This is a genomic window from Enterobacter sp. JBIWA003 (assembly GCF_019968825.1).
In the GTDB taxonomy this organism is placed as follows: domain Bacteria; phylum Pseudomonadota; class Gammaproteobacteria; order Enterobacterales; family Enterobacteriaceae; genus Enterobacter; species Enterobacter quasiroggenkampii.
In genome coordinates this window covers 2,257,090-2,279,841 of sequence record NZ_CP074170.1, presented here as the reverse complement: position 1 = coordinate 2,279,841, position 22,752 = coordinate 2,257,090, and the positions used below count along the sequence as shown (strand labels likewise).

Below are 22,752 nucleotides of genomic sequence, written 5' to 3'. Positions count from 1 at the left end.
TTCCCTCCTTATGCGCTTGTAAGACCACCAAAGCGTTGATAGTAGAGCGTGCCGGGCACGGGCAGTTCGCCGACAGAGGTTTCGCCCTTCTCGCTGACAAACGCCAGCGCCCCCGGCGCGACACGCTGATAGATATTAATGCAGAGCTGTCGGGCGCTTTGTCCTGCCCAGTGCGCAGGCAGTAACTCTTCCGGCAGCAGCGGGTCCTTCAGCACCACGCGACGATAAAAGTGAATCAGCAGCAGCTGGATCTGGAAGCAGCGTTCCGGCGTCAGCTCCTCCGGCGCGGCCTCTTTCAGCAGCGGCAGCAGCGGCCGGAACGAGCTGATAAACGACTCGTACATCGCGTTTTGCTCGGTTAACTGCCAGCACTCTTCTACGCGTGAACGCAGCGCGGCGCGCGAGAGCGCCAGCGGCGAGTGGGCTTCAAAGAAAATCACGTTTTCCGCTACGCCGGCATCGTGAAGCAGGGACTGCACGTCCGCCAGATGCTGTGACGGCGAGGCCATCAGGCTCGGCGCCAGCGTGCCAAACCCCTGCCAGATCAGCTGCTTTTTAACGTCGGCCAGGGTGGTTTTATCCAGCCCCTCGGAGAGCAGCAATAACCATTTACCGTCCCAGGCGGGCAGTTCCGCGCGGTAGATCTTATTCTCCGCGCGACGCGTCAGGCGCAGCCCCTTATCGCTCAGGCGGTAAAAGCTGCGTCGCCCGATGCGCGAAACGTCCAGCCAGCCCTCTTTGTTGAGGCGAAACAGCGCGGTACGCACGAACCGTTCGCCAAACCCCATGCCTTCCAGTAAGGCAGCCAGGCTGCCGAGCCAAATCTCACCGCCGCGATGGGAAAGCGCGTCACCGTATAACGAGGAGATAAGCGAGGTCCCGCTGACGGGAACGGAGCTGACCGCGTGCTGGATAAAGGCGTCGAGTTTATTCATGTGATTCATTCTGTTGTTATTTTTGTCCTGGATGAATCATAGCATAGGACCCTCACCCTGACCCTCTCCCCAGAGGGGAGAGGGGAAAATGCCACACCGAGCAGTCCCTTCGCCCTTTCTGAGGAGGCAAAAGACCGCACCGTACCGTCCCTTCTCCCCTTCGGGGGGAAGGCCAGGATGAGGGGGGTGTTGTTTTAACCGTTGGCCGCAACTTTACGCAGGTCAAACACCCGGCAGGCTTTGCCCTCCGAGCGCGGGATGCTGCCGCAGTTCACGATTGTCACGTCGGTGGAAATCCCCACCATCGACTTAATACGGTGGCGCAGCTGGTGGCACACCTGGCAACGCTGCTCGTGCGTCAGCATCAGGCTGCTCTCTTTCAGCTCCACCTTCACAGAAAGTGAATCAAGATGTCCGCGACGGTTCACCTCAAGCTGGTAGTGCGGAGAAAGGTGTTCGAACTTCACAATCTCCTCTTCCAGCTGCGACGGGAAGACGTTGACGCCGCGAATGATCAGCATATCGTCGCTGCGGCCGCTGATCCGATCCATACGGCGCATGCTGCGCGCGGTTGCCGGGAGCAGACGCGTCAGGTCGCGGGTGCGGTAGCGGATCACCGGCAGCGCCTCTTTGGTCAGCGTAGTGAACAGCAGTTCGCCCTGCTGACCGTCATCCAGCGGCGTGCCGTCGTTCGGGTTGACGATCTCCGGGTAGAAGTGATCTTCCCAGATGGTCGGGCCGTCGACGGTTTCGATACACTCCATCGCCACGCCCGGCCCCATCACTTCGGAGAGGCCATAGATGTCCAGGGCCGTAATGCCTAAGCGTTTTTCAATTTCACGGCGCATGGCCTGCGTCCACGGCTCGGCGCCGAAGACGCCCACGCGCAGGGAACAGGTGCTGGCATCGCCGCCCATCTGACGTTCCAGCTCCTCAATCAGGTTGAGGCAGTAGGATGGCGTCACCATGATCATGTCCGGCTGGAAATCGCGGATCAGCTGCGCCTGTTTCTCCGTCTGGCCGCCGGACATCGGGATCACCGTCGCGCCTAAACGCTCGGCCCCGTAGTGCGCCCCCAGCCCGCCGGTAAACAGGCCATAGCCATACGCCACGTGAATTTTATCCTTCGCACTGCCGCCCGCGGCGCGCAGGGAGCGCGCCACCAGGTTGGCCCAGTTGTCGATGTCGCCCTGGGTGTAGCCGACCACCGTCGGTTTGCCGGTGGTGCCGGATGATGCGTGAATGCGCACCACCTGCTCCATCGGCACGGCGAAGGTATCGAACGGATAGTTATCCCGCAGATCCTGCTTGGTGGTGCACGGGAACTTACGGATATCCGCCAGCTCTTTGAAATCGTCAGGATGAACGCCCGCAGCATCAAACTTGCGTTTGTACATCGGCACGTTGTTATAGGCGTGATGCAGCGTCCATTTCAGACGCGTGGTCTGCAGCGCCTGTAACTCGTCAAGGGAGGCCGTTTCAATCGGATCAAGCTTTGTTGTATTTGTCATTGTAGGGTACTCACATTGTTTTTATGCTCAAACACGCTCAAGGATCATGGCAATGCCCTGACCCACACCGATGCACATCGTACACAGCGCGTAGCGCCCGCCGCGTCGGTGCAGTTCGTTACTCGCGGCCAGCGCCAGCCTGGCGCCGCTCATGCCCAGCGGGTGGCCCAGCGCAATCGCGCCACCGTTCGGGTTGACGTGCGCGGCGTCATCCGGCAGGCCCAGTTGACGCAGCACGCCCAACGCCTGCGCGGCGAAAGCTTCGTTAAGCTCAATGACGTCCATATCGTGAATACTGAGTCCGGCGCGCTCCAGCACCCTGCGGGTGGCCGGCACCGGGCCGAGCCCCATCAGACGTGGCTCCACGCCCGCCGTCGCCATCGCCACGATCCGCGTGCGAGGAACTACCCCCTGCGCCAGCGCCATCTTCTCGCTGGCGACGATCAGCGCCGCCGCGCCGTCGTTAACCCCGGAGGCATTTCCGGCCGTGACCACCCCGTTTTTACGGAACGGCGTTTTCAGCCCGGCAAGCTGTTCGAGCGTGGTGTCCGCGCGCGGATGTTCATCCACGCTGAACTCAGTGATCGCCCCTTTTTTACCCGGCACCGGCACCGAGACAATCTCCTGCGCCAGAACGCCGTTCTGCTGCGCCTGCGCGGTACGCTGCTGGCTGCGCAGCGCGAAGGCGTCCTGATCGGCACGGCTGATATTTAACAATTCAGCTACATTCTCTGCCGTTTCCGGCATACTGTCAGTTCCGAATTGCTGATGCATGAGCGGATTCACAAATCGCCAGCCGATGGTGGTATCGAACATCTCCGCCTGTCGCTGAAACGCCGCGGTAGCTTTGCCCATCACAAACGGCGCGCGGGACATCGACTCCACGCCGCCCGCGATCAGCAGGTCGCCGTCGCCCGCCTTAATGGTGCGCGCGGCAAAACCAATCGCGTCCAGCCCGGAACCGCACAGGCGGTTGATCGTCGTGCCGGAGACCGTCTGCGGCACACCGGCCAGCAGCGACGACATGCGCGCCACGTTGCGGTTATCTTCCCCCGCCTGGTTGGCGCAGCCGAAAATCACGTCGTCAATCCGCTCCAGGTCGAGCTGCGGGTAGCGGGCCAGCAGCGCGCGCAGCGGCACAGCACCGAGATCGTCAGTTCGAACAGCGGAAAGCGCGCCGCCGTAACGGCCCACCGGGGTTCGAACGCCATCACAAATAAATGCGTCACGCATCAGGCCTCTCCTGTCACGCTGCCGCCGATGCGGTGAGATTTTCCGCGAAAAAGGGCGACGGTTTTCTGTTGTTGGTTATGGATTTCAATGTCATACACGCCGGTCAGCTTGCCCTGATGCTTCACCCGCGCGGTGGCGGTGAGCGTGTCCCCGGCGAAGCCCGGACGCAGAAAGTCAATCGAGCAGCCGGAGGCTACCGCCGCCAGCCCCTGACTGTTGCAGGCGTAGGCAAAGGCGGTATCCGCCAGCGAAAACAGCTGGCCGCCGTGGCAGGTCTTGTGGCCGTTCAGCATCTGCGGGGTGATGGTCATGGTCACCACCGCGTAGCCCTCGTCCATCTCGACAATGTCCATTCCCATCGCCTGCGCACAGGCGTCCCGTTCGTACATGGCGCGGGCGTTATGCCAGGCGTTATGACTCATAGCTACTCTCCAGAAGCGCGCGCTGGCGCAGCAGTGAACAGGGGCGATAGCGCTCTTCGCCGTAATGACGCTGCAGGTTCTCCAGCAGCGTCAGCAGGCGCTGCCAGCCCAGACGCTCGCCCCAGGCGATCGGCCCGCTCGGGTAGTTCACGCCCAGGCGCATGGCCGTGTCGATGTCCTTCTCGCTGGCGACCCCTTTTTGCAGGGCATCCAGCGCCTCGTTGGCAATCATCGCCAGCGTCCGCCAGATCAACAGGCCGGGATAATCGGCAATTTGCACCACCCGATGCCCCTGCTGCTGCAGGTAGCGGATGACTTTTTGCGTCGCGGAATGCGGGTTGCTGGCAGCGGCGGCAATGACCGCCACGTCACGCTCAATCCGGTCGACCACCACCACCGGGCCGTTGAGCCGCAGCGTCAGCGCCTGCGCAGTCTCGCCCTGCGTTTCAACCAAATAGACATCATCTATTTCCGTGACACCGTCACGTCTTTTTTCCACGCGCATCGGGCTATAGCTGTCGTTCACCGACTCAACCCACTGCACGTCAGGTTTTTCACCCTGCCAGTCGTACACGCCCTTCCCGCTCTTTTTGCCCAGCCTTCCTGCCAGCACCAGTTCCTGCTGAACCAGCGAAGGCAGAAAACGACGCTCCTGCCAGAAGGCGTTAAATACCGAGCAGGTCACCGCAAAGTTGACGTCCTGACCAATCATGTCGGTCAGCTCCAGCGGCCCCATCGGGAAGCCGCCACCTTCACGCAGGGCGGCGTCAATCACCTCCGGCGGAGCGACCTGTTCTTCCAGCGCGCGCCAGGCTTCGGAATAGAACGGACGCGCGACGCGGTTGACGATGAACCCCGGCGTTGACTGGCAGCGAACGGGCTGTTTGCCCCAGTTCAGCGCCAGCTCGCACAGCGCGTCGGCCACTTCCGGGGAGGTCGCCAGCCCGCTGACCACCTCCACCAGCTTCATGACCGGCGCCGGGTTAAAGAAATGCAGGCCTGCGACGCGTTCCGGGTGGTGGACGTCCGCCGCAATCGCCGTGACGGAGATGGAAGAGGTATTGCTGGTCAGCACCGTCTGCGGCGGGCAGATCTCCGCCAGCTGGGCAAACAGCGCCTTTTTCACCTCCAGCCGCTCCGAGGCCGCTTCAATCACCAGATCGACCGCGGAAAGCGCGTCGATATCGGTGACGGGAACCAGCCGGGCAAGGATTTGGCTCCCGGCATCGGCGGAGAGCTTTCCGCGCGTTACACGGGAGTCCAGACGCTGGCGGATCCCGTCGATGGCACGTGATATCGCATCGCTGGAGATGTCGTAGATCAGCACCGGATGACCATGGCTGGCGGCGACTTCGGCAATCCCTGCGCCCATCGTGCCGCTGCCGATCACGGCGACAGTCCGTATGTTCAGCATCTTATTTCCCCGTAAAGTTCGGCGCGCGCTTCGCGAGGAAGGCGCTGACGCCCTCGCGGTAGTCGTCGCTGCGCCCGGCCAGGCGCTGATAGTCGCGCTCGAGATCGAGCTGAGCGTCCAGAGTATTGGTTTCCGCAGCGTTGATCGCCTGCTTGATCAGCCCCAGGCCGAAGGTCGGCTGCGACGCAAAATGCAGGGCCATCTGCTGTGCCGTGGTGGAGAGCTGCTCGTCATCCACCACCTGCCAGATCATGCCCCACGCCTGCGCCTGTTCAGCGCTGAGTTTGTCCCCGAGCAGCGCCAGCCCCATAGCGCGGGCGCGTCCGGCCACGCGCGGCAGCAGCCAGGTGCCGCCGCAGTCTGGCACCAGGCCGAGCTTGCTGAATGCCATCACGAAGTTGGCCGAACGGGCGGCAATCACCATGTCGCACCCGAGCGCCAGCGTGGCGCCCGCGCCCGCCGCCACGCCGTTAACGGCACAGATGACCGGCTTCGGCAGCTTTGCCAGACGGCGCACCAGCGGGTTGTAGAAGGTTTCAACGGACATGCCCAGATCGGGCGCCGGGCCGTTGGGGTCGACGTTGCGGTCATTCAGGTCCTGACCGGCGCAAAAGCCGCGTCCTGCGCCGGTGAGCAGCAGACAGCGAACGGTGTCATCGCGCTCGGCCTGTTTCAGGCACTCGGCCAGCTGCTGATGCATCACGTCGTTAAAGCTGTTCAGACGCTCCGGACGGTTCAGCGTAATGGTCATCACGCCCTGTTCTACATGACTGAGAATAAATTCCACAATTAGCGTCCTTTAAAGTCGGGGGTGCGTTTTTGTAAGAAGGCGTCGATGCCTTCCCGGCGGTCTTCAGTGGCGGAAAGCAGCGTAAACAGCTGGCGCTCCTGGGCCAGACCGGCCTGGAGCGGCACCTCCTGTGACTGCCGCAGCGCCTGTTTGGCCGCCTGCAGCGCCAGCGGCGAGTGGCGCGCCATCAGGGCCGCCTGCTTCAGGGCATACTCCAGCGTCAGCGCCGCCGGGAAAACATCGCTCACCAGCCCGGCGTTCAGCGCCTGCTCGGCGGAAATGCTCTCGCCGGTCAGCACCATTTTGCTGGCCAGCGATTTCCCGACGCTGCGGATAAGGCGCTGGGTGCCGCCCGCGCCGGGCATGATGCCGAGCGTGATTTCCGGCAGGCCGAAACGGGCGTTGTCACCGGCAATCACCACGTCGCACAGCAGCGCCAGCTCGCAGCCCGCGCCCAGCGCGAAGCCGTTTACGGCGGCGATCAGCGGTTTAGGAAAAGCGTTGATACGCGCCCACAGCTGCGGGCGAATATCGTTCAGGGTGGCAGGCAGGTCTTTCTCCGCCATCTCATTGAGATCGGCCCCGGCGGCAAAGCAGCGCTCGCTGCCGTAAATCACGCAGACGGCGATGTCGGCATCCACAGCGGCGGCCTCAAGCTGTTCCGCAAGCTGGGTCAACAGCGCGTTGTTGAGGGCGTTGCGCGCCGCCGGACGGTTTAGCGTCAGCTGCAGCACGCGGCCATGACGGGTAACAGTCAGCTCGCTCATGCCATCCCCTTCGCGTCGAAGTCGACGATCACGTCGGCGGTTAACGGTAAAGACTGGCAGCTCAGCACATACCCGGCGGCCAGCTCGTCCGGCTCCAGGCTGTAGTTGGTCGCCATGTCCACCTTCCCGCGCAGCACTTTGCATTTGCAGGTGGCGCAGACGCCGCCCTTGCAGGCATACGGCAGATCTGCCCCCTGACGCAGGGCGGCATCAAGAATGCTTTCGTCGTCCGCCGTCAGGGTAATTTCACGGTCGCGCCCGTCCTGGCGAACGGTCACTTTCTGTCCGCCCGCCTGCACGTGTACCGCGCGCTTAACGGTGATTCCGGAGGTGTTAAAGCGCTCAAGGTGAATGGATTTGTCCGGCATCCCCAGCGCCTTCAGCGTGGCTTCCGCGTCATCCATCATTGCGGACGGGCCGCAGATAAAGGCCTCGTCATACTGGCGGAAGTTGATCAGGGTTTTCGCCAGTGCCTGCAGTTTTTCCCCATCGATGCGGCCATAGAGCAGATCGCTGTCCAGCCGCTCCTGGCTGAAGATGGAGACCAGCTGCAGCCGCTGCGGGTATTTGTCTTTCAGGTCCGCCAGCGCCTGGCGGAACATCATGCTCTGGCTGCTGCGGTTGCCGTAGATCAAGGTGAAATGGCTGTTGGGTTCGGTCGCAAGCGTCGCGGAGATAATCGCCAGCATCGGGGTGATCCCGGAGCCTGCCGCAATTGCCAGGTAGTGGCCTTCGCGTTCGGCCTGTGGCTGGTAGCCAAACTGCCCCTGAGGAACCATCACCTCCAGCGCCATGCCCGCTTTGATCTCATCCCGGGCATAGCGGGAAAAGCGCCCGCCGTCGATGGCTTTGACCGCCACGCTGATTTCGCCCGGAGCGGTACTCCGGCAGATGGAGTAGCAGCGGCGCAGCTCGTCTCCGCCAAGCGTCGTTTTTAACGTCAGGTGCTGGCCGGGACGGAAGCGGTAGGCCTCCTGCAGCGCCTGCGGCACCGCAAAGGTAATGGTCACCGCGTCGCGGGTTTCGGGTTCCACTTTTGCCACTGTTAATGAATGAAACGTTGTCATGGCAGCCTCAAATACATTTGAAATAGTCGAAGGGCTCACGGCAGGAATTGCAGCGGTAGAGCGCTTTGCAGGCCGTCGAGCCAAATTCACTGATAAGCGAGGTGTCGGTGCTGGCGCAGCGCGGACAGCTCACCTCCACCGGCGTGTGCGCGTGACAGCTATGCCCCACCGGCGGACTGATGCCGTACGCCCGCAGGCGCCCACGCGCGTCGGGGGTCATCCAGTCGGTGGTCCAGGCGGGTTCAAGCTGGAGCACAATGTGCACCGGAGTAAAGCCGTGCGCGGTCATCGCCTCGCGGATAGCCCCCAGCAGATGTTCCGTCGCCGGACAGCCCGAGTAGGTTGGTGTGAAGCCAATGACCCAGCCTTCCCCCTGCGCCTTCACGCTGCGCACCATGCCTAAATCGGTGATGGTTAACACCGGCACTTCCGGGTCCGGGATCTGGCTGAGCAGCGCCCAGATCTGCGGGATTTGCGCGGGCGCGATGTCGACGAGGCGTTGCATAGCGTTCTCCTTTACCACTGCTGACCGGGATACGCGCGCTGGAGATACTGCATTTCCGCCAGCATCGGACCCAGATGTTCGGTATGCAGCCCCTGCTTGCCCCCGGTGCGGTACGCCACCTCGGCGGGCACCTGCAGGCAGGCTTCATTCAGACCGGCATACACTTCGCTTTCCCACGGCTGACGCAGGAGGCGCGGGTCAACCGCCACGCCGGACTCAATCAGCTCCCGCTCGACCTCGTCGGCCTCAAACAACTCGGCCGTAAAACGCCACAGGTTGTCGATGGCCTGCTGCATTTTTTGCGCAGACGTTTCGGTCCCGTCGCCCAGACGCACCAGCCAGCCGCGGCTGAAGCGCAGGTGGTAGCGCGCCTCTTTAATCGCTTTGGCGGCAATGGCGGCAAGCTGGCCGTCGCGGCTTTGGATCAGGCGTTCATACAGCGCCACGTTCCAGGCATCCATCAGGTACTGGCGGGCAATCGTGTCGGCGAAGCTGCCGTTCGGCTGCTCCACCAGCAGGACATTGCGGAACTGGCGCTCATCGCGGCCAAACGCCAGCGTGTCTTCATCGCCCTGGCCTTCCCGCTCCGCGGCATAGGTCAGGAAATTGCGCGCCTGTCCCAGCAGGTCGAGGCCGATATTGGCGAGCGCGAGATCGATCTCCAGCTCCGGCGCGTGGCCGCACCAGGCGCCGAGACGCTGGGAGAGGACCAGACCGTTATCGCCCAGACGCAGGGCATAGGCAGTGACTGAATTCATTCTTTGCCTCACATGTGCTCGATGCCGTCAGGGATGGTGTAGAACGTCGGATGGCGGTAAACCTTGCTTTCCGCCGGGTCGAAGAATTCGCCGCGCTCTTCCGGCTGGGAGGCGACAATCTCGCTCGCCTTAACCACCCAGATAGAACAGCCTTCGCTGCGGCGGGTGTAGGCATCACGTGCATTTTCCAGCGCCATGCGATCGTCGGCGGCATGCAGACTGCCCACGTGACGGTGGGATAACCCTTGTTTGCTGCGTACGAACACTTCGTACAGCGGCCAGTAGACATTGCTCATCGTGATTCCTCTTAAGCCACTTTGCGGGCGTGTTGTTTTTCCGCGTGCGCCAGTGCGGCTTCCCGCACCCACGCCCCCTCTTCCCAGGCTTTACGTTTGGCGGCCAGGCGTTCGTGGTTGCAGATGCCGCGCCCGTTAATGACCTCGTCAAACTCGTGCCAGTCGATCTCGCCGAAGCGATAATGACCGCTCTCTTCATCAAAACGCAGGTCGGGATCGGGCACCGTCATGCCCAGCATCTCCACCTGCGGCACCGTGTTGTCGACAAAGCGCTGGCGCAGCTCGTCGTTGCCGAAGCGTTTGATTTTCCACGCCAGGCTGCGGGCGCTGTTCGGCGAGTTGTCGTCGTTCGGCCCGAACATCATCAGCGCCGGCCACCAGAAGCGGTTGATGGCGTCCTGCAGCATCTGGCGCTGGGCTTCACTGCCCTGCGCCAGCGCAATGCAGGCTTCAAAGCCCTGACGCTGGTGGAAGCTCTCTTCTTTACAGATTTTCACCATCGCGCGGGCATACGGACCGTAGGAGGTTCGGCACAGCGCCACCTGGTTGACGATGGCCGCGCCGTCCACCAGCCAGCCGATTACGCCGATATCGGCCCAGCTCAGGGTCGGATAGTTGAAGATGGAGGAGTATTTCATCTTGCCGTCGAGCATCTTCTGGTAGATGTCTTCCCGTGCGCAGCCCAGCGTTTCCGCCGCGCTGTAGAGGTAAAGCCCGTGTCCGGCTTCGTCCTGCACCTTCGCCAGCAGGATTGCCTTACGGCGCAGCGTCGGGGCGCGGGTGATCCAGTTCCCTTCCGGCAGCATGCCGACAATTTCGGAGTGCGCATGCTGGCCAATCTGGCGGATCAACGTCTTACGGTAGGCGTCAGGCATCCAGTCCTGAGGCTCAATCGCCGTCTCCTGCGCTATGCGCTGCTCAAACCGTTGTTCTTGCGTCACGTCATCACCTTTATGATTCGTTAGTTTGCAAATCAAAGCGTAATGTTGAATCACTTTGTTTTTTAAAAGTTACACAAAGGTTAAATATAACCCCAAGAATTGTTTCCTGATTATGTGACGTTGCTCGCAAGGCTTTTACTACAGGCACGCTGAAGAGCGTCCTGGCGCGCCGCGTTTCATCAGAGCGGATCACAATGTTAACAATTCATTAAAACTCAGCTTGATTTTTATGATTCATGATCAAACTATTAATGGGTAAATTACGTAACATTTGGAGATAAGCGATGCAGCAGTTAGCCAGCTTCTTATCCGGTACCTGGCAGTCTGGCCGGGGCCGCGAACGCACTATTCATCACGCCATCAGTGGCGAAGCGCTGTGGAGCGTGACCAGCGAAGGGCTGGACATGGCGGCCGCCCGTCGCTATGCGATTGAGCGCGGCGGCGAAGCGCTTCACGAGATGACCTTTATCGAACGCGCGGCCATGCTGAAGGCGGTGGCAAAGCACCTGCTTAGCGAGAAAGAGACGTTTTATGCCTTATCCGCCCAGACCGGGGCGACAAAATCAGACAGCTGGGTCGATATCGAAGGTGGGATCGGCACCCTCTTCACTTACGCAAGCCTGGGCAGCCGCGAGCTGCCGGATGACACCGTGTGGCCGGAAGACGAGCTGATCCCGCTGTCAAAAGAAGGCGGCTTTGCCGCGCGTCACGTCCTGACCTCCAAATCCGGGGTGGCGGTGCACATCAACGCCTTTAACTTCCCCTGCTGGGGAATGCTGGAAAAACTGGCCCCGACCTGGCTTGCCGGCATGCCCGCCATCATCAAACCCGCCACCGCCACCGCACAGGTGACGCAGGCGATGGTGAAATCCATCGTCGACAGCGGGCTGGTGCCGGACGGCGCCATCAGCCTGATCTGCGGCGGCGCGGGGGATCTGCTCGACCAGCTCGACAGTCAGGACGTGGTGACCTTTACCGGCTCCGCCAGCACCGGGCAAAGCCTGCGCGTGCACCCGAATATTGTGGCGAATGCCATTCCGTTCACGATGGAAGCCGACTCCCTGAACTGCTGCGTGCTGGGGGAAGACGTCACGCCGGAGCAGCCAGAATTTGCCCTGTTCATTCGGGAAGTGGTGCGCGAGATGACCGCCAAAGCCGGGCAAAAATGTACGGCCATTCGCCGCATTATCGTCCCGCAGAGCCAGATTGACGCCGTGAGCCAGGCGCTGGTTGCCCGGCTGGAAAAGGTCGTGGTGGGCGATCCGGCGCAGGAAGGGGTAAAGATGGGCGCGCTGGTCAACGCCGAACAGCGTGCGGACGTGCAGGAGAAAGTGGAGCAACTGATCGCCGCAGGCTGCCAGGTCCGCCTGGGTGGCAAAGCGGATTTGCAGGCCGCTGGCGCGTTCTACCCGCCGACCCTGCTGTTCTGCCCGCAGCCGGATGAAACTCCGGCAGTGCACTCAACCGAAGCCTTTGGCCCGGTTGCGACGCTGATGCCGTATCGCAACGCGCGCCACGCAATGGAGCTTGCCCGCGCGGGCGGCGGCAGCCTGGCGGGTACGCTGGTCACCGCAGACCCGGACATTGCCCGCCAGTTTATTACCGGTGCAGCGCGCGCCCACGGGCGTATTCAGATCCTCAACGAGGAAGCCTCGAAAGAGTCCACCGGCCACGGTTCCCCGCTGCCACAGCTGGTGCACGGTGGCCCGGGGCGCGCGGGCGGCGGCGAAGAGCTGGGTGGCCTGCGCGCGGTGAAGCACTACCTGCAGCGCACCGCCATTCAGGGCAGTCCGACCATGCTGGCGGCCATTGGCAAGCAGTGGGTGCGTGGCGCAGCGGTGCAGGAAGATCGTGTGCATCCGTTCCGCAAATACTTTGAGGAGCTGCAGCCGGGCGACAGCCTGCTGACGCCGCGCCGCACCCTGACGGAAGCGGACATCGTGAACTTTGCCTGCCTGAGCGGCGACCACTTCTACGCCCATATGGACAAGATTGGCGCGGCAGAGTCGATCTTTGGCGAGCGCGTAGTGCACGGCTACTTCCTGATTTCCGCCGCAGCAGGGCTGTTTGTTGATGCGGGCGTCGGGCCGGTGATCGCCAACTACGGCATGGAAAACCTGCGCTTTATCGAGCCGGTTAAACCGGGCGATACCATTCAGGTGCGTCTGACCTGCAAGCGTAAAACGCTGAAGAAACAGCGTACCGCCGAGGAAAAACCAACCGGCGTGGTGGAATGGGCGGTTGAGATCTTCAACCAGCACCAGCAGGCCGTGGCGCTCTACTCCATCCTGACGCTGGTGGCGCGCCAGCAGGGGGATTTCTGACACCTTCCCTTCACCGCCTTTCCTGCCGGGTGGCGCGATGCTTACCCGGCCTACGACGACCAGCCGGGGTGTGACATCGCCCCGCTCTTTTTTTAACCAGGCAAGACTGGCAAATAATCTGGCAGATGCAGGCAAACGCTTTTCTCAGGCGCCTGTCAGGATAAGGCTGTCACAACACAATAAACACAACAAGATGAGGTCTACGATGGGAAGCAATTCTTCTTTTTCTGCCCGTAGAACGGCGCTGGCTATGGCCGTTGCGCTGTGTTGCGCCTGGCAATCCCCTGTTTTCGCCCACGGCAGTGAGGCGCATATGGTCCCGATGGACAAAACGCTGCAGGACTTTGGCGCCGACGTTCAGTGGGATGATTACGCACAGATGTTCACCATTGCGAAAGACGGCGCCTTTGTGAAGGTCAAACCGGGCGCTAAAACCGCCATCGTCAACGGGAAAACCCTCAAGCTCGAGGTGCCGGTGGTGATGAAAGGCAAAAAAGCCTTTATCTCTGACAGCTTCATCAACGATGTTTTCCAGTCCGGTCTTGACCAGACTTTCCAGGTTGAAAAACGCCCTCACCCGCTAAACGCGCTGACGGCAGACGAAATTAAGCAAGCCGTTGAGATTGTCAAAGCCTCAGCGGATTTTAAACCGAATACCCGCTTTACCCAGATTGCCCTTGCTGAGCCAGAGAAAGCCAAAGTGTGGGACTTTGTGCTTAACGGTACGGCGGTGGATGCCCCGCGTCAGGCAAAGATTGTGATGCTCGATGGAAAGCACGTTATCGAAAGCCTGGTGGATCTGAAGGATAAAAAAATCCTGCGCTGGGAGCCGGTGAAAGATGCGCACGGCATGGTGCTGCTGGATGATTTCACCGCGGTACAGCAGATCATCAACGACAGCACGGAGTTTGCCGAGGTGCTTAAAAAACACGGCATCACCGACCCGAAAAAAGTGATTACCACGCCGCTGACCGTCGGCTATTTCGACGGTAAAGATGGCCTGAAGCAGGAAGATCGCCTGCTGAAAGTGGTGAGCTATCTGGATGTCGGCGACGGCAACTACTGGGCGCACCCGATTGAAAACCTGGTGGCCGTGGTCGATCTTGAGCAGAAGAAAATCCAGAAGATTGAGGAAGGCGCCGTTGTTCCGGTTCCGATGACGCCGCGCCCCTACGATGGCCGCGACCGTATAGAGACGCCGAAAAAACCGCTCGACATCATTGAGCCGGAAGGCAAGAACTACACCATTACCGGCGATATGGTGCACTGGCAGAACTGGGACTTCCACCTGAGCCTGGACTCCCGCGTCGGCCCGATGATTTCAACCGTCACCTATAACGACAACGGCAAAAAACGCCAGATTATGTATCAGGGGTCGCTCGGCGGCATGATCGTTCCTTACGGCGATCCGGACGTGGGCTGGTACTTTAAGGCCTATCTTGATTCCGGCGACTACGGCATGGGCACCCTGACCTCGCCGCTGGTGCGCGGTAAAGACGTGCCGTCCAACGCGGTGATGCTCAATGAAACCATCCCGGACTACACCGGCGCGCCGATGGAGATCCCGCGCGCAATCGCCATTTTCGAACGCTACGCAGGCCCGGAATATAAGCATCAGGAGATGGGCCAGCCTAACGTCAGCACCGAGCGCCGCGAACTGGTGGTGCGCTGGGTGAGTACCGTGGGCAATTACGATTACATCTTCGACTGGGTGTTCCATGAAAATGGCACCATCGGCATTGACGCCGGTGCGACGGGTATCGAAGCGGTGAAAGGCGTGCAGGCGAAAACCATGCACGATGCCACCGCCAAAGACGATACAAAATACGGTACGCTGATCGACCACAACATCGTGGGCACCACGCACCAGCACATCTACAACTTCCGTCTTGATATGGACGTGGATGGTATCAACAACAAGCTGGTGGCCATGGATCCGGAAGTGAAGCCGAATACCGCCGGTGGCCCGCGCACCAGCACCATGCAGATCAATCAGTACGATATTGATACCGAGCAGCAAGCAGCGCAGAAGTTCGACCCGGGCACGATTCGCCTGCTGAGCAACACCCGTAAAGAGAACCGCATGGGCAACCCGGTATCGTACCAGATCATCCCTTACGCGGGCGGCACGCACCCGGTGGCAACCGGCGCGAAATTTGCCCCGGACGAGTGGATTTACCATCGCCTGAGCTTTATGGACAAACAGCTGTGGGTGACCCGCTACCATCCTGATGAGCTCTACCCGGAAGGAAAATTCCCTAACCGCTCCGTGCACGACACCGGCCTGGGGCAGTACAGCAAGGATAACGAGTCGCTCAACGATCAGGATGACGTGGTCTGGATGACCACCGGCACCACCCACGTGGCACGTGCGGAAGAGTGGCCGATCATGCCAACGGAATGGGTGCATACCCTTCTTAAACCGTGGAACTTCTTCGACGAGACGCCAACGCTCGGAAAGAAAAAAGACGAAAAATAACCATCCACCGGGCAATTGCCCGGTTTTTTTTGCCCTGAAGTTTGAGGATCGCCCTGGCTTGCTTATAGTTACTGATATCTCACCTGCATGATTTATCCCCCGGACGGGAAAGGCCTTTATGGAAAAAAGAAAACAACCGACGCTGGAATGGGCAACCTGGTCCACGCGCCATGCCATGGTCATGCATGGGCTGGCGATGAACCTGCCGTGGCTGGCCTTCGTCAACGTCAGTTTCGCGGTGATGATCCTGCTGCGACACATCCTGCTTAAGGCCAGCGATCCCCTTTATCCCCACTCGCCGCAGCTGACGAGAATGGTCGATGCCTCCATGCTCGGCATTATTATTCTCTCTGCTGCGCTGATCCTGATGGCCTGGCGGCGTATCGCCGGAATCAGCGTGGTGTTATTTATCTGTAGCGCCATCTGGTCGGTCTCCTGTTTCTGGTTCATCACGCAATTGCTGCTGCCCCACGTCTGGCCGCTGTGCGTCATTCTGTTACTCGCCGGGTTAACGGCGCTCTATTTTTACCCTGAGGGGCTGCTCGCCTTTGTGCTCCCGCTCTGGATCACCCTGCCGGTTGCAAGCTGGGTACGCAATGATGGCCTAAACCTGCACTTCATCATCATCTGGAGCGTGTTTACGCTGATCCTGGTCTGCGGGCGTTTCATTCTGCTGAGCTGGTTTGACGAAGCCTGGCGACGTAACCAGCAAAATCAGCTGCTGATATCACGGCTGGACGCGCTGGCGCACCAGGACCCGTTAACCAAGACCGCCAATCGCCGGAAAATGGAGGTGGTGCTGGAGAACGCAGTTGAGCAGAAAAAAACCTTCTCGGTGATCATGCTGGATATCGACTACTTCAAGCGCTACAACGATACCTACGGGCACCAGGCAGGCGACGACTGTCTGACCCGCGTGGCGCGCGTGCTAAAGCAGTCGGTGCGCACACCTGATGATGTGGTGTCACGCTACGGAGGTGAGGAGTTCGTGGTCATCCTCTTCAATTGCCCGGCAAACATCGCGGAAAAGGTTGCCCTGCGTATTCAGGACGGCCTGCGTACGGAAGCCATACCGCACGACGCCTCCACGGTCAGCGACCATGTCACCGTAAGCATGGGGATTGCGAGCATGGCGGAGGGGCTGGCCGGCACCGAGATCATCGCTCGCGCCGATGCGGCGCTTTATCGCGCGAAAGAGGCCGGACGGGATCGGTGGTCGCTCTAAATAAAAGCCGGGTAACGCTGCGCTTACCCGGTCTACGGTTCGAGGTGTTGTAGGCCGGGTAAGGCGTAGCCGCCACCCGGCTTGCTTTTTAATACCGTACGCAAACCGACTTGGTTTCACACCAGCCGTCCAGCCAGTCCGGACCAAAGTCGCGCCCTGTCCCGGACTGCTTCATGCCGCCGAACGGCAGGTTGGCGTCGATCAGCGTATGGCTGTTGACCCAGACGGTGCCCGCCTGCAGCCGGTCGGTATATTCCAGCGCCTTGCTGATATTCTGCGTCCAGACGCTCGCCGTCAGGCCATAGTCGCTGTCGTTTGCCAGCTGCAGCGCATCTTCCCCGTCGGCGACGCGCACCACGTTGACCACCGGGCCAAACACCTCTTCGCGGGTCAGGCGCAGCGAGGCATCCGGGTTCACCACCAGCGTAGGCGAAACGTAATAGCCTTTGCCTTCCGGCCCACGGTTACCGACAATCAGCTCCGCGTTGCGCGACTTCGCCTCATCGAGGAAGCTCTGCACCTTGTCACAGTGCGCACGCGACACCAGCGGGTTGATAAACGCCTCCGGCGACATGCCCGGCCCGACGCTGAGGGATTTCACCGCCTGTTCAAACCCGCTGACCAGCGTGTCGAACAGCGGCGCTTCAATATAGATGCGGGAACTTGCCGCACACACCTGCCCCTGGTTCAGGAAGCTGCCGGTCATCAGGCCTTCGATTACCCACGCCGGGTCCGCATCCTTGAGCACAATTGCCGGGTTTTTCCCGCCGAGCTCCAGGGTCACGCCGGTGAGCGTGTCCGCCGCCGCGCGGGCGATTTGCTTACCCGTCGCCGTTGAGCCGGTGAAGCTCACCTTTGCAATATGCGGATGCGAGGTCAGCGCTGCGCCACACACCGCGCCGCTGCCGGTCACCACGTTGAACACCCCGTCCGGGATGCCCGCTTCACTGGCCAGTTCCGCCACGCGCAGCATGGTCAGCGGCGTGGTTTCAGACGGCTTGATGACAATAGAGCAGCCCGCGGCCAGCGCTGGCATCACTTTCCACATCCCGATCATCAGCGGGAAGTTCCAGGGCACAATCCCGGCCACCACGCCAACCGGCTCTTTTCGCGTCCACGCCTGATAGCGGGCGCCCTGCGGTAACGGGATGGAGAGGTCGAGGGTCTTACCCGTAATTTTGGTGGTCAGCCCGGCGGTATAGCGCATCCAGTTCAGGGTGCAGCTGACTTCAAACATACGGGAGATGTTGATGGATTTGCCCTGTTCCAGCGTTTCAAGCTGGGCCAGCTCCTCGCTGTGCTGTTCCACCAGATCGGCGAAATGGAGCAGGATCCGCTCGCGCTCCGCCGGGAGTTTTCCGGCCCAGGTACGGGCCACAAAGGCGCGCCAGCCGGACATGACGGCACGATCAACGTCGTCGACGCTGGCGTCGGCAGTCGAGGCGATGACCTCGCCCGTGGCCGGGTTGTAGACATTCAGCCGCTTTTCACTGTCCGATGCGGCCTGACGCCCTTCAATCCACAGGCCATGCTGTCGGTCTAAAAATTGTTGCACGGCAGGCTGAATAGCTACCAGTGATTCAGACATAGGATACTCCTTCGTTATTCTTCGCAGGGTGTTCATCCAGTCTAAGTGGGGTTTTGCATTCTCGCTTTTGTCTCTGTGACATTCGCTTTGCCACCTGTGACAGGCTCCGCAAATCGCGATAATTGCCGCTTATATCGCTGTTACCGGTGAGTGTTCTTTCCTATAGTCAGCCTCATAGCTCTGACAAAATGCAACACAAATGCAACAATGCGAAAACGTTGACGGTGCAGTGAGAGAAACGATGGCGTGTGCAAGCGAGCAGGAACAGTATCAGCAGTGGCTGGCGCAAATTAATCAGGTTTGCGGGCGTTTTAACGCACAGCCCACCGAGGGAAAATTCTACGGCGAGCTGGAGACCAGCTATGCGCGCAGCCTGAAGCTCAGCACCGTCACCGCCGGCGGCGTGAACCTGTTCCGCTCCCGTCAGGAGATCAAACAGAGTAACGATGCCTGGTTCTATACCGTGTTCCAGCTCGAAGGGAGTGCGGAAATTGAGCAGGATGACCGCCGCGCGGTACTCAGAACCGGTGATATTACGCTGATTGATGCCTCACGCCCCTGCTCGATCAACTGGCAGGAAAAATCCCGCCAGATTTCGCTCCTGGTTCCCCGTCAGATTATTGAGCAGCAGTGCCGCTTTCAGGAGATAAGCTGCGCCACCGCTCTTTCCCGCACGCTGCCCACGGTCCAGCTGAGCCATCGCCTGTTGATGGAGAGTATGAGCAATACCAGCCTGAGTGACCGGGAGAGCGAAGCGGCGCTCGAAGCGATGATCTGCCTGCTGCGCCCCGCTTTCCAGCAGCGCGAAATCATTCAGCCGCGTAAGGAACGCCAGTTCCAGCATGTGGTGGCGCTGATTGACGACCACATTCAGTCTGAATCGCTGCGCCCGGAATGGATTGCCGCCGAGAGCGGTATGTCCGTGCGCAGCCTTTACCGCATGTTTGCCGAGAAGGGGCTGGTGGTTGCACAGTACATTAAAAACCGCCGTCTGGATCGCTGCGCAGAGGTGCTGCGCGCTGCCGGTGATGACGAAAAGCTGGCGGGCATTGGCTACAGCTGGGGGTTCACCGACCATAGCCATTTTTCAACGGCGTTTAAGCAGCGCTTTGGCGTTTCGCCGGGTGAATACCGCAAGCGCTACCGCTAGCTATTTTTTGAGCCACTTTCCGTTAATGCCCTTCACGTACTCGCCCGGCTGCGCGCGGGCAACCAGTTTCTGCCCTGCCATTTTGGCCACTTCATCGACCGGCAAATTATTGCTGTCAGCCAGCTTCTGGTAGCTTTCCGTGCGTGCCGCGTTGATGCGATTAACCAGCGCCAGCGTTTCGGCGTCCTGTTGAATCGGGGCGAGATAACCGCTGAGGGTTTCCCCCACGCGCCCCTGTGCCCGGGCGTCATTTAGGGTGAGCGTAGCCGCCTGCACGTTCATCCCCAGCGCCAGTAAAATCAGAGCTACTCGTTTCATGGCGTCCTCAGAACAGATCGCTGCGCGTTTTCAGCAAAGTTTCAACGTCTTTATCGACCTTAATGTGGATCTCATGTTCGATTTTGACATTCATATTGATGGTAATCGGCTCCTTTGGTGCAGCGACTTCAATGCGCGGCGTACAGCCGGACAGTAGCGCGGCAACGGCAACGGTGAGCGCACCAGCCATCTTTTTCATTGTTGTTCCTCACTTTCCTTGCCAGTCGAACTGCGGAGACCGGGTATCGCCGCGTGTTGCTCAAACCAGGTTTGCAGATTGTCTCCAAAACGCAGGCTGCGCCAGAGGGTAAAGACATTCTCGTCATGGGTATAGTTCAGGTTAACGGAGCTGCTCTTGCCATCGACCCGGCTGGTCCCCTTGATGGTCGCCTGCATGGTTAATTCACCCAGGTTATCTAAATTGATTCTCGTCCACGAACGCGAAATTTCCATGTAGCGGAGCCAGTTAATCGCGGCGCCCGCGACCATATTGTCTTTGACGATGGCGTCGGCCGTATCTTTGTCGATGCGCAGCGTCATTGGGCCCGGGTTAGTCAGCCAGCCATCCTTAATGATCCATTTTTCGTTGTCCAGCCAGAACGGCAGCGCCCCGCTGACGGGACCCGACATGGCAAACTGTTTTGGATTGACGGCGCTAATCAGCTCGCTCGAAGAGATATTGTCCACCCGCAGCAGGGCCGGATCGTGCTGCGGCATCCGCAGCTGCTGCATGGTGATCTTCCCGCCGAGGGTTTCCACCTTCACGTTGGTGAGCAGCAGCGGATTGTCCTCCGTCCAGGGATAATCGCCCTGTAAATCCGCGGTAATGTTGCGCGCGGTCACCAGGTTTACCACTTCGCCAATGCGCAACGTGACCGGTCCGCGCTTGCCCAGAGACCAGGTTCCCTCGCTGAAGCGGAACGGCAGCACAAAATCGACGCCATTAATCTGGTTGTCCGGCATCCAGGCGCTGCCGGATTTCAGTACCCCGTGACCACCCGCTTCAAAGCCCTGATCGGCCGCCGCCGAGAAGGCAACCTGCGCATAAAGCTCACCGTCGCGCAGCGTCATTTTCCAGTCCGGCGGAATAAGCGGCTGGAATACGGTGAGGGACTGTTTCGGCCACCAGGCCTGCCCGCGAAGGCGCACGCCATCCCACCTTCCGTTGACCTGTACCGGGCCGATGTTGTCCGCATGGAGGTCGCCCTTAAACTGAAAAATTGTCGGGTCGGTGCCGTCGACGCTGAAGGTCAGAACCGAGGGAGGCAACACGCTGCCGCCGGAGAACCGGGTTTGCCCGGCTTTCAGCGACAGCGCGCCGCTGAAGGCCGGTTTTTCGGCATCGCGCAACCAGCGTACAGGCTGATCCAGCACCAGACGCGGCTTGCTGACCTCCATCGTGCCGTACTGAAGCTTGTCAAAACCGGTGGAGAGCGCCGTCAGCTCAATAAGGTTGTCGCGCCACTCGCCTTTCCCGGCGACATCCCAGCGGGCATGCATCGGCGTAAAGCCGCCTTTCCCCCAGTATCGCCACTGCCACAGGCCGTTATCAGGTAAAAAGTCGTTGGCCTGACCGTCCAGGTGGAGTTCAAAATCGCCCATCTCGTTTTCATGAGCGCGCAGAATCGCCTGTAAACGACCGTCCACGCCCTTCTGGGTGAGCTTCACGCCCGCCAGTGGCCAGCGGATTTCATCGATATCGAGTGAGTTAATGATGCGTCCGCGCGAGCGAAGCAGCGCGCCCGGCTCAAAGGCCAGCTGCGGTTCATACAGGCTGCCGGTCAGCGTGGCGGGCAATTTGGCGTAAAGAATGAGATCGTTTTGCTTCGCCTCGCCGCTCAGATGCAGCGGCATGTCGCTGTTTTCCATGCTGAGCCTGCCGGGCCCGATATTCAGTACCGCGTTGCCTTTCCCCGCATCGCCTTGCGTCAACACGTTCAGTCGTCCGGTCAGGGTGGCTTTCTCCAGCCCCTGCTGCCAGTTGTCGGCGCGAAGGGACACCCGCCCGCTCAGCGGCATACCCGAGAGATCCCAGTTCCAGCGTCCGTCGCTGATGTTCAGCTGTTCCGCCGTGATCTGCCACGGCAGGTCGAGAAGCGGATCGGGGTTGTCTCTCGCCATCACCACCAGCTGTCCCTGATTGTCTTCCCAGTCGAGATCGGCATCGACCAGAGACGTTAACTGTGGCACGTTAAAGGTCGCCACCGCGTGGCCTTTCACCGGCACGCCGTCCGGCACCAGCGGCAGGGTAAACTCGCCCACCAGCTTAACAGGCTGCGGCTGGTCAGGGAGCTGAACATCGAACTGGCTGACCGAGAGCGTCTGACCGCGAAGCGTGCCTTTAATGCTGACCTGCTCGCCTTTATAGGCGATCTCCTGGCTGGACGGGGTCAGGGACGCGTGAAGCTCACCCTGCCACTGCTGCCAGGGCGACAGCGTCAGGCGGTGAACCGTAAGCCAGGTATTGGGCAATACCGCCTGCCATTCCGCCAGCGTTTTCGGGGCGACCGTTGAAGGCGCTGACTGGGGAATTTTGCTCAGGCAGACGGAGTTAAGATCCAGTGCGCCGATATCCAGCTTCCAGCGGCTGGGATGTGACAGCGTCACGTTATCGATGCGGGCAATTTCGCAGTCTTCCACCAGATAGCGAAGGTCGGGGATTACCAGCGCGTGGCGAGTCAGTTTCGGGCTCTCTTCGAAAGCGATGCGCGTCCCGACGGGAAGCCAGATCCCAGCGAGCGTCGGCACCCACTGGGCGAGCGTCATCAGCAGCGTCAGCGGCAACAGTATGAACAGCAGTAAAAGCGCAAGAGCGGCTTTGTATTTACCCTTCATGGGCAGTTAATATCCTGATTTAGCGAAAGAATTAAGCCAGCAGTGCCGATCATTGTCGCATGTTTAGCGGTTGAGTTGAAGTTAACGCCAAGATTAAGGATAGATGCTGTAAATAGTATGAGGTAACTTTTTTGCTATGCGTAACCTAAAGAACACAATTTAGATTCAGTGGGTTACGCATAATTTCAGGCGAA

At 60.3% G+C, this 22,752-nt stretch carries 20 protein-coding genes; 4 read left to right on the top strand and 16 right to left on the bottom strand.

The annotated features are described in order from the left end of the window. Nucleotides 1-8 precede the first annotated feature (8 nt). From paaX to paaA, 12 genes are all read right to left on the bottom strand, one after another. The gene (gene paaX / locus KGP25_RS10925; protein ID WP_028016008.1) at nucleotides 9-944 is read right to left on the bottom strand and encodes a phenylacetic acid degradation operon negative regulatory protein PaaX; all 936 of its coding nucleotides are present in this window, start codon (nucleotides 942-944) and stop codon (nucleotides 9-11) included. A gap of 185 nt (nucleotides 945-1,129) precedes the next feature. Then, nucleotides 1,130-2,446, bottom strand: coding sequence for a phenylacetate--CoA ligase PaaK (gene paaK, locus KGP25_RS10920; protein ID WP_223540422.1), 1,317 nt, complete (start codon nucleotides 2,444-2,446; stop codon nucleotides 1,130-1,132). 27 nt (nucleotides 2,447-2,473) lie between these two features. Continuing rightward, nucleotides 2,474-3,679 carry a 3-oxoadipyl-CoA thiolase gene (gene pcaF, locus KGP25_RS10915; protein WP_223540421.1) on the bottom strand — a complete coding sequence of 402 codons (1,206 nt, stop codon included), beginning with the start codon at nucleotides 3,677-3,679 and terminating at the stop codon, nucleotides 2,474-2,476. Continuing rightward, nucleotides 3,679-4,101 carry a hydroxyphenylacetyl-CoA thioesterase PaaI gene (paaI, locus tag KGP25_RS10910; RefSeq protein WP_044596350.1) on the bottom strand — a complete coding sequence of 141 codons (423 nt, stop codon included), beginning with the start codon at nucleotides 4,099-4,101 and terminating at the stop codon, nucleotides 3,679-3,681. The genes pcaF and paaI overlap by 1 nt, the downstream gene beginning before the upstream one ends. Then, nucleotides 4,091-5,515, bottom strand: a complete 1,425-nt coding sequence (paaH, locus tag KGP25_RS10905; protein ID WP_223540420.1) for a 3-hydroxyacyl-CoA dehydrogenase PaaH — start codon at nucleotides 5,513-5,515, stop codon at nucleotides 4,091-4,093. Before paaH ends, paaI begins: the two co-directional genes overlap by 11 nt. A 1-nt stretch (nucleotide 5,516) precedes the next feature. After that, a complete protein-coding gene (gene paaG / locus KGP25_RS10900) occupies nucleotides 5,517-6,305 on the bottom strand; it encodes a 2-(1,2-epoxy-1,2-dihydrophenyl)acetyl-CoA isomerase PaaG (RefSeq protein ID WP_086374926.1) in 789 nt (262 codons plus the stop codon). Next, nucleotides 6,305-7,072 carry a 2,3-dehydroadipyl-CoA hydratase PaaF gene (paaF, locus tag KGP25_RS10895; protein WP_196346257.1) on the bottom strand — a complete coding sequence of 256 codons (768 nt, stop codon included), beginning with the start codon at nucleotides 7,070-7,072 and terminating at the stop codon, nucleotides 6,305-6,307. The genes paaG and paaF overlap by 1 nt, the downstream gene beginning before the upstream one ends. Next, nucleotides 7,069-8,139 (bottom strand): 1,2-phenylacetyl-CoA epoxidase subunit PaaE, encoded by a 1,071-nt coding sequence (paaE, locus tag KGP25_RS10890; protein WP_223540419.1) that lies wholly within the window; start codon nucleotides 8,137-8,139, stop codon nucleotides 7,069-7,071. Before paaE ends, paaF begins: the two co-directional genes overlap by 4 nt. 7 nt (nucleotides 8,140-8,146) lie before the next feature. Then, nucleotides 8,147-8,644 (bottom strand): 1,2-phenylacetyl-CoA epoxidase subunit PaaD, encoded by a 498-nt coding sequence (gene paaD / locus KGP25_RS10885; protein WP_223540418.1) that lies wholly within the window; start codon nucleotides 8,642-8,644, stop codon nucleotides 8,147-8,149. 11 nt (nucleotides 8,645-8,655) lie between these two features. Beyond that, nucleotides 8,656-9,402 (bottom strand): 1,2-phenylacetyl-CoA epoxidase subunit PaaC, encoded by a 747-nt coding sequence (paaC, locus tag KGP25_RS10880; protein WP_223540417.1) that lies wholly within the window; start codon nucleotides 9,400-9,402, stop codon nucleotides 8,656-8,658. A gap of 8 nt (nucleotides 9,403-9,410) precedes the next feature. Then, a complete protein-coding gene (gene paaB / locus KGP25_RS10875; protein WP_008502380.1) occupies nucleotides 9,411-9,698 on the bottom strand; it encodes a 1,2-phenylacetyl-CoA epoxidase subunit PaaB in 288 nt (95 codons plus the stop codon). Between the two features lie 11 nt (nucleotides 9,699-9,709). Next, nucleotides 9,710-10,639, bottom strand: coding sequence for a 1,2-phenylacetyl-CoA epoxidase subunit PaaA (gene paaA / locus KGP25_RS10870; RefSeq protein ID WP_245405057.1), 930 nt, complete (start codon nucleotides 10,637-10,639; stop codon nucleotides 9,710-9,712). Between the two features lie 284 nt (nucleotides 10,640-10,923). Here paaA and paaZ point away from each other — a divergent pair, with 284 nt between their 5' ends. The 3 genes from paaZ to KGP25_RS10855 all read left to right on the top strand — a co-directional run bounded on the left by paaZ (nucleotide 10,924) and on the right by KGP25_RS10855 (nucleotide 16,667). Beyond that, nucleotides 10,924-12,963: a phenylacetic acid degradation bifunctional protein PaaZ gene (gene paaZ / locus KGP25_RS10865; RefSeq protein ID WP_223540416.1), complete on the top strand. Its 2,040-nt coding sequence runs from the start codon at nucleotides 10,924-10,926 to the stop codon at nucleotides 12,961-12,963. A gap of 205 nt (nucleotides 12,964-13,168) precedes the next feature. After that, complete coding sequence (tynA, locus tag KGP25_RS10860) at nucleotides 13,169-15,442, top strand: primary-amine oxidase (protein ID WP_045910426.1); 2,274 nt, start codon at nucleotides 13,169-13,171, stop codon at nucleotides 15,440-15,442. Between the two features lie 118 nt (nucleotides 15,443-15,560). Further along, nucleotides 15,561-16,667 carry a GGDEF domain-containing protein gene (locus tag KGP25_RS10855; RefSeq protein ID WP_223540415.1) on the top strand — a complete coding sequence of 369 codons (1,107 nt, stop codon included), beginning with the start codon at nucleotides 15,561-15,563 and terminating at the stop codon, nucleotides 16,665-16,667. 88 nt (nucleotides 16,668-16,755) lie between these two features. Here KGP25_RS10855 and KGP25_RS10850 read toward each other — a convergent pair whose 3' ends face one another. Continuing rightward, complete coding sequence (locus tag KGP25_RS10850; RefSeq protein WP_223540414.1) at nucleotides 16,756-18,255, bottom strand: aldehyde dehydrogenase family protein; 1,500 nt, start codon at nucleotides 18,253-18,255, stop codon at nucleotides 16,756-16,758. 241 nt (nucleotides 18,256-18,496) lie between these two features. Between KGP25_RS10850 and feaR the strand changes: the two genes are divergently transcribed. After that, on the top strand, nucleotides 18,497-19,405 hold the full coding sequence (gene feaR / locus KGP25_RS10845) for a transcriptional regulator FeaR (RefSeq protein ID WP_045910621.1): 909 nt from the start codon (nucleotides 18,497-18,499) through the stop codon (nucleotides 19,403-19,405). Here the strand turns inward: feaR and KGP25_RS10840 are convergent, their stop codons facing one another. Genes KGP25_RS10840 through KGP25_RS10830 form a run of 3 tightly spaced genes read right to left on the bottom strand, consistent with a single transcriptional unit; the run spans nucleotide 19,406 to nucleotide 22,558 of the window. Continuing rightward, a complete protein-coding gene (locus tag KGP25_RS10840) occupies nucleotides 19,406-19,723 on the bottom strand; it encodes a YdbL family protein (protein ID WP_008502387.1) in 318 nt (105 codons plus the stop codon). 7 nt (nucleotides 19,724-19,730) lie between these two features. Then, entirely contained in the window at nucleotides 19,731-19,922 is a 192-nt protein-coding gene (locus KGP25_RS10835; protein ID WP_045910423.1) for a YnbE family lipoprotein, read from the bottom strand. Then, a complete protein-coding gene (locus tag KGP25_RS10830; protein WP_223540413.1) occupies nucleotides 19,919-22,558 on the bottom strand; it encodes a YdbH family protein in 2,640 nt (879 codons plus the stop codon). The genes KGP25_RS10835 and KGP25_RS10830 overlap by 4 nt, the downstream gene beginning before the upstream one ends. Between the last annotated feature and the right edge of the window lie 194 nt (nucleotides 22,559-22,752).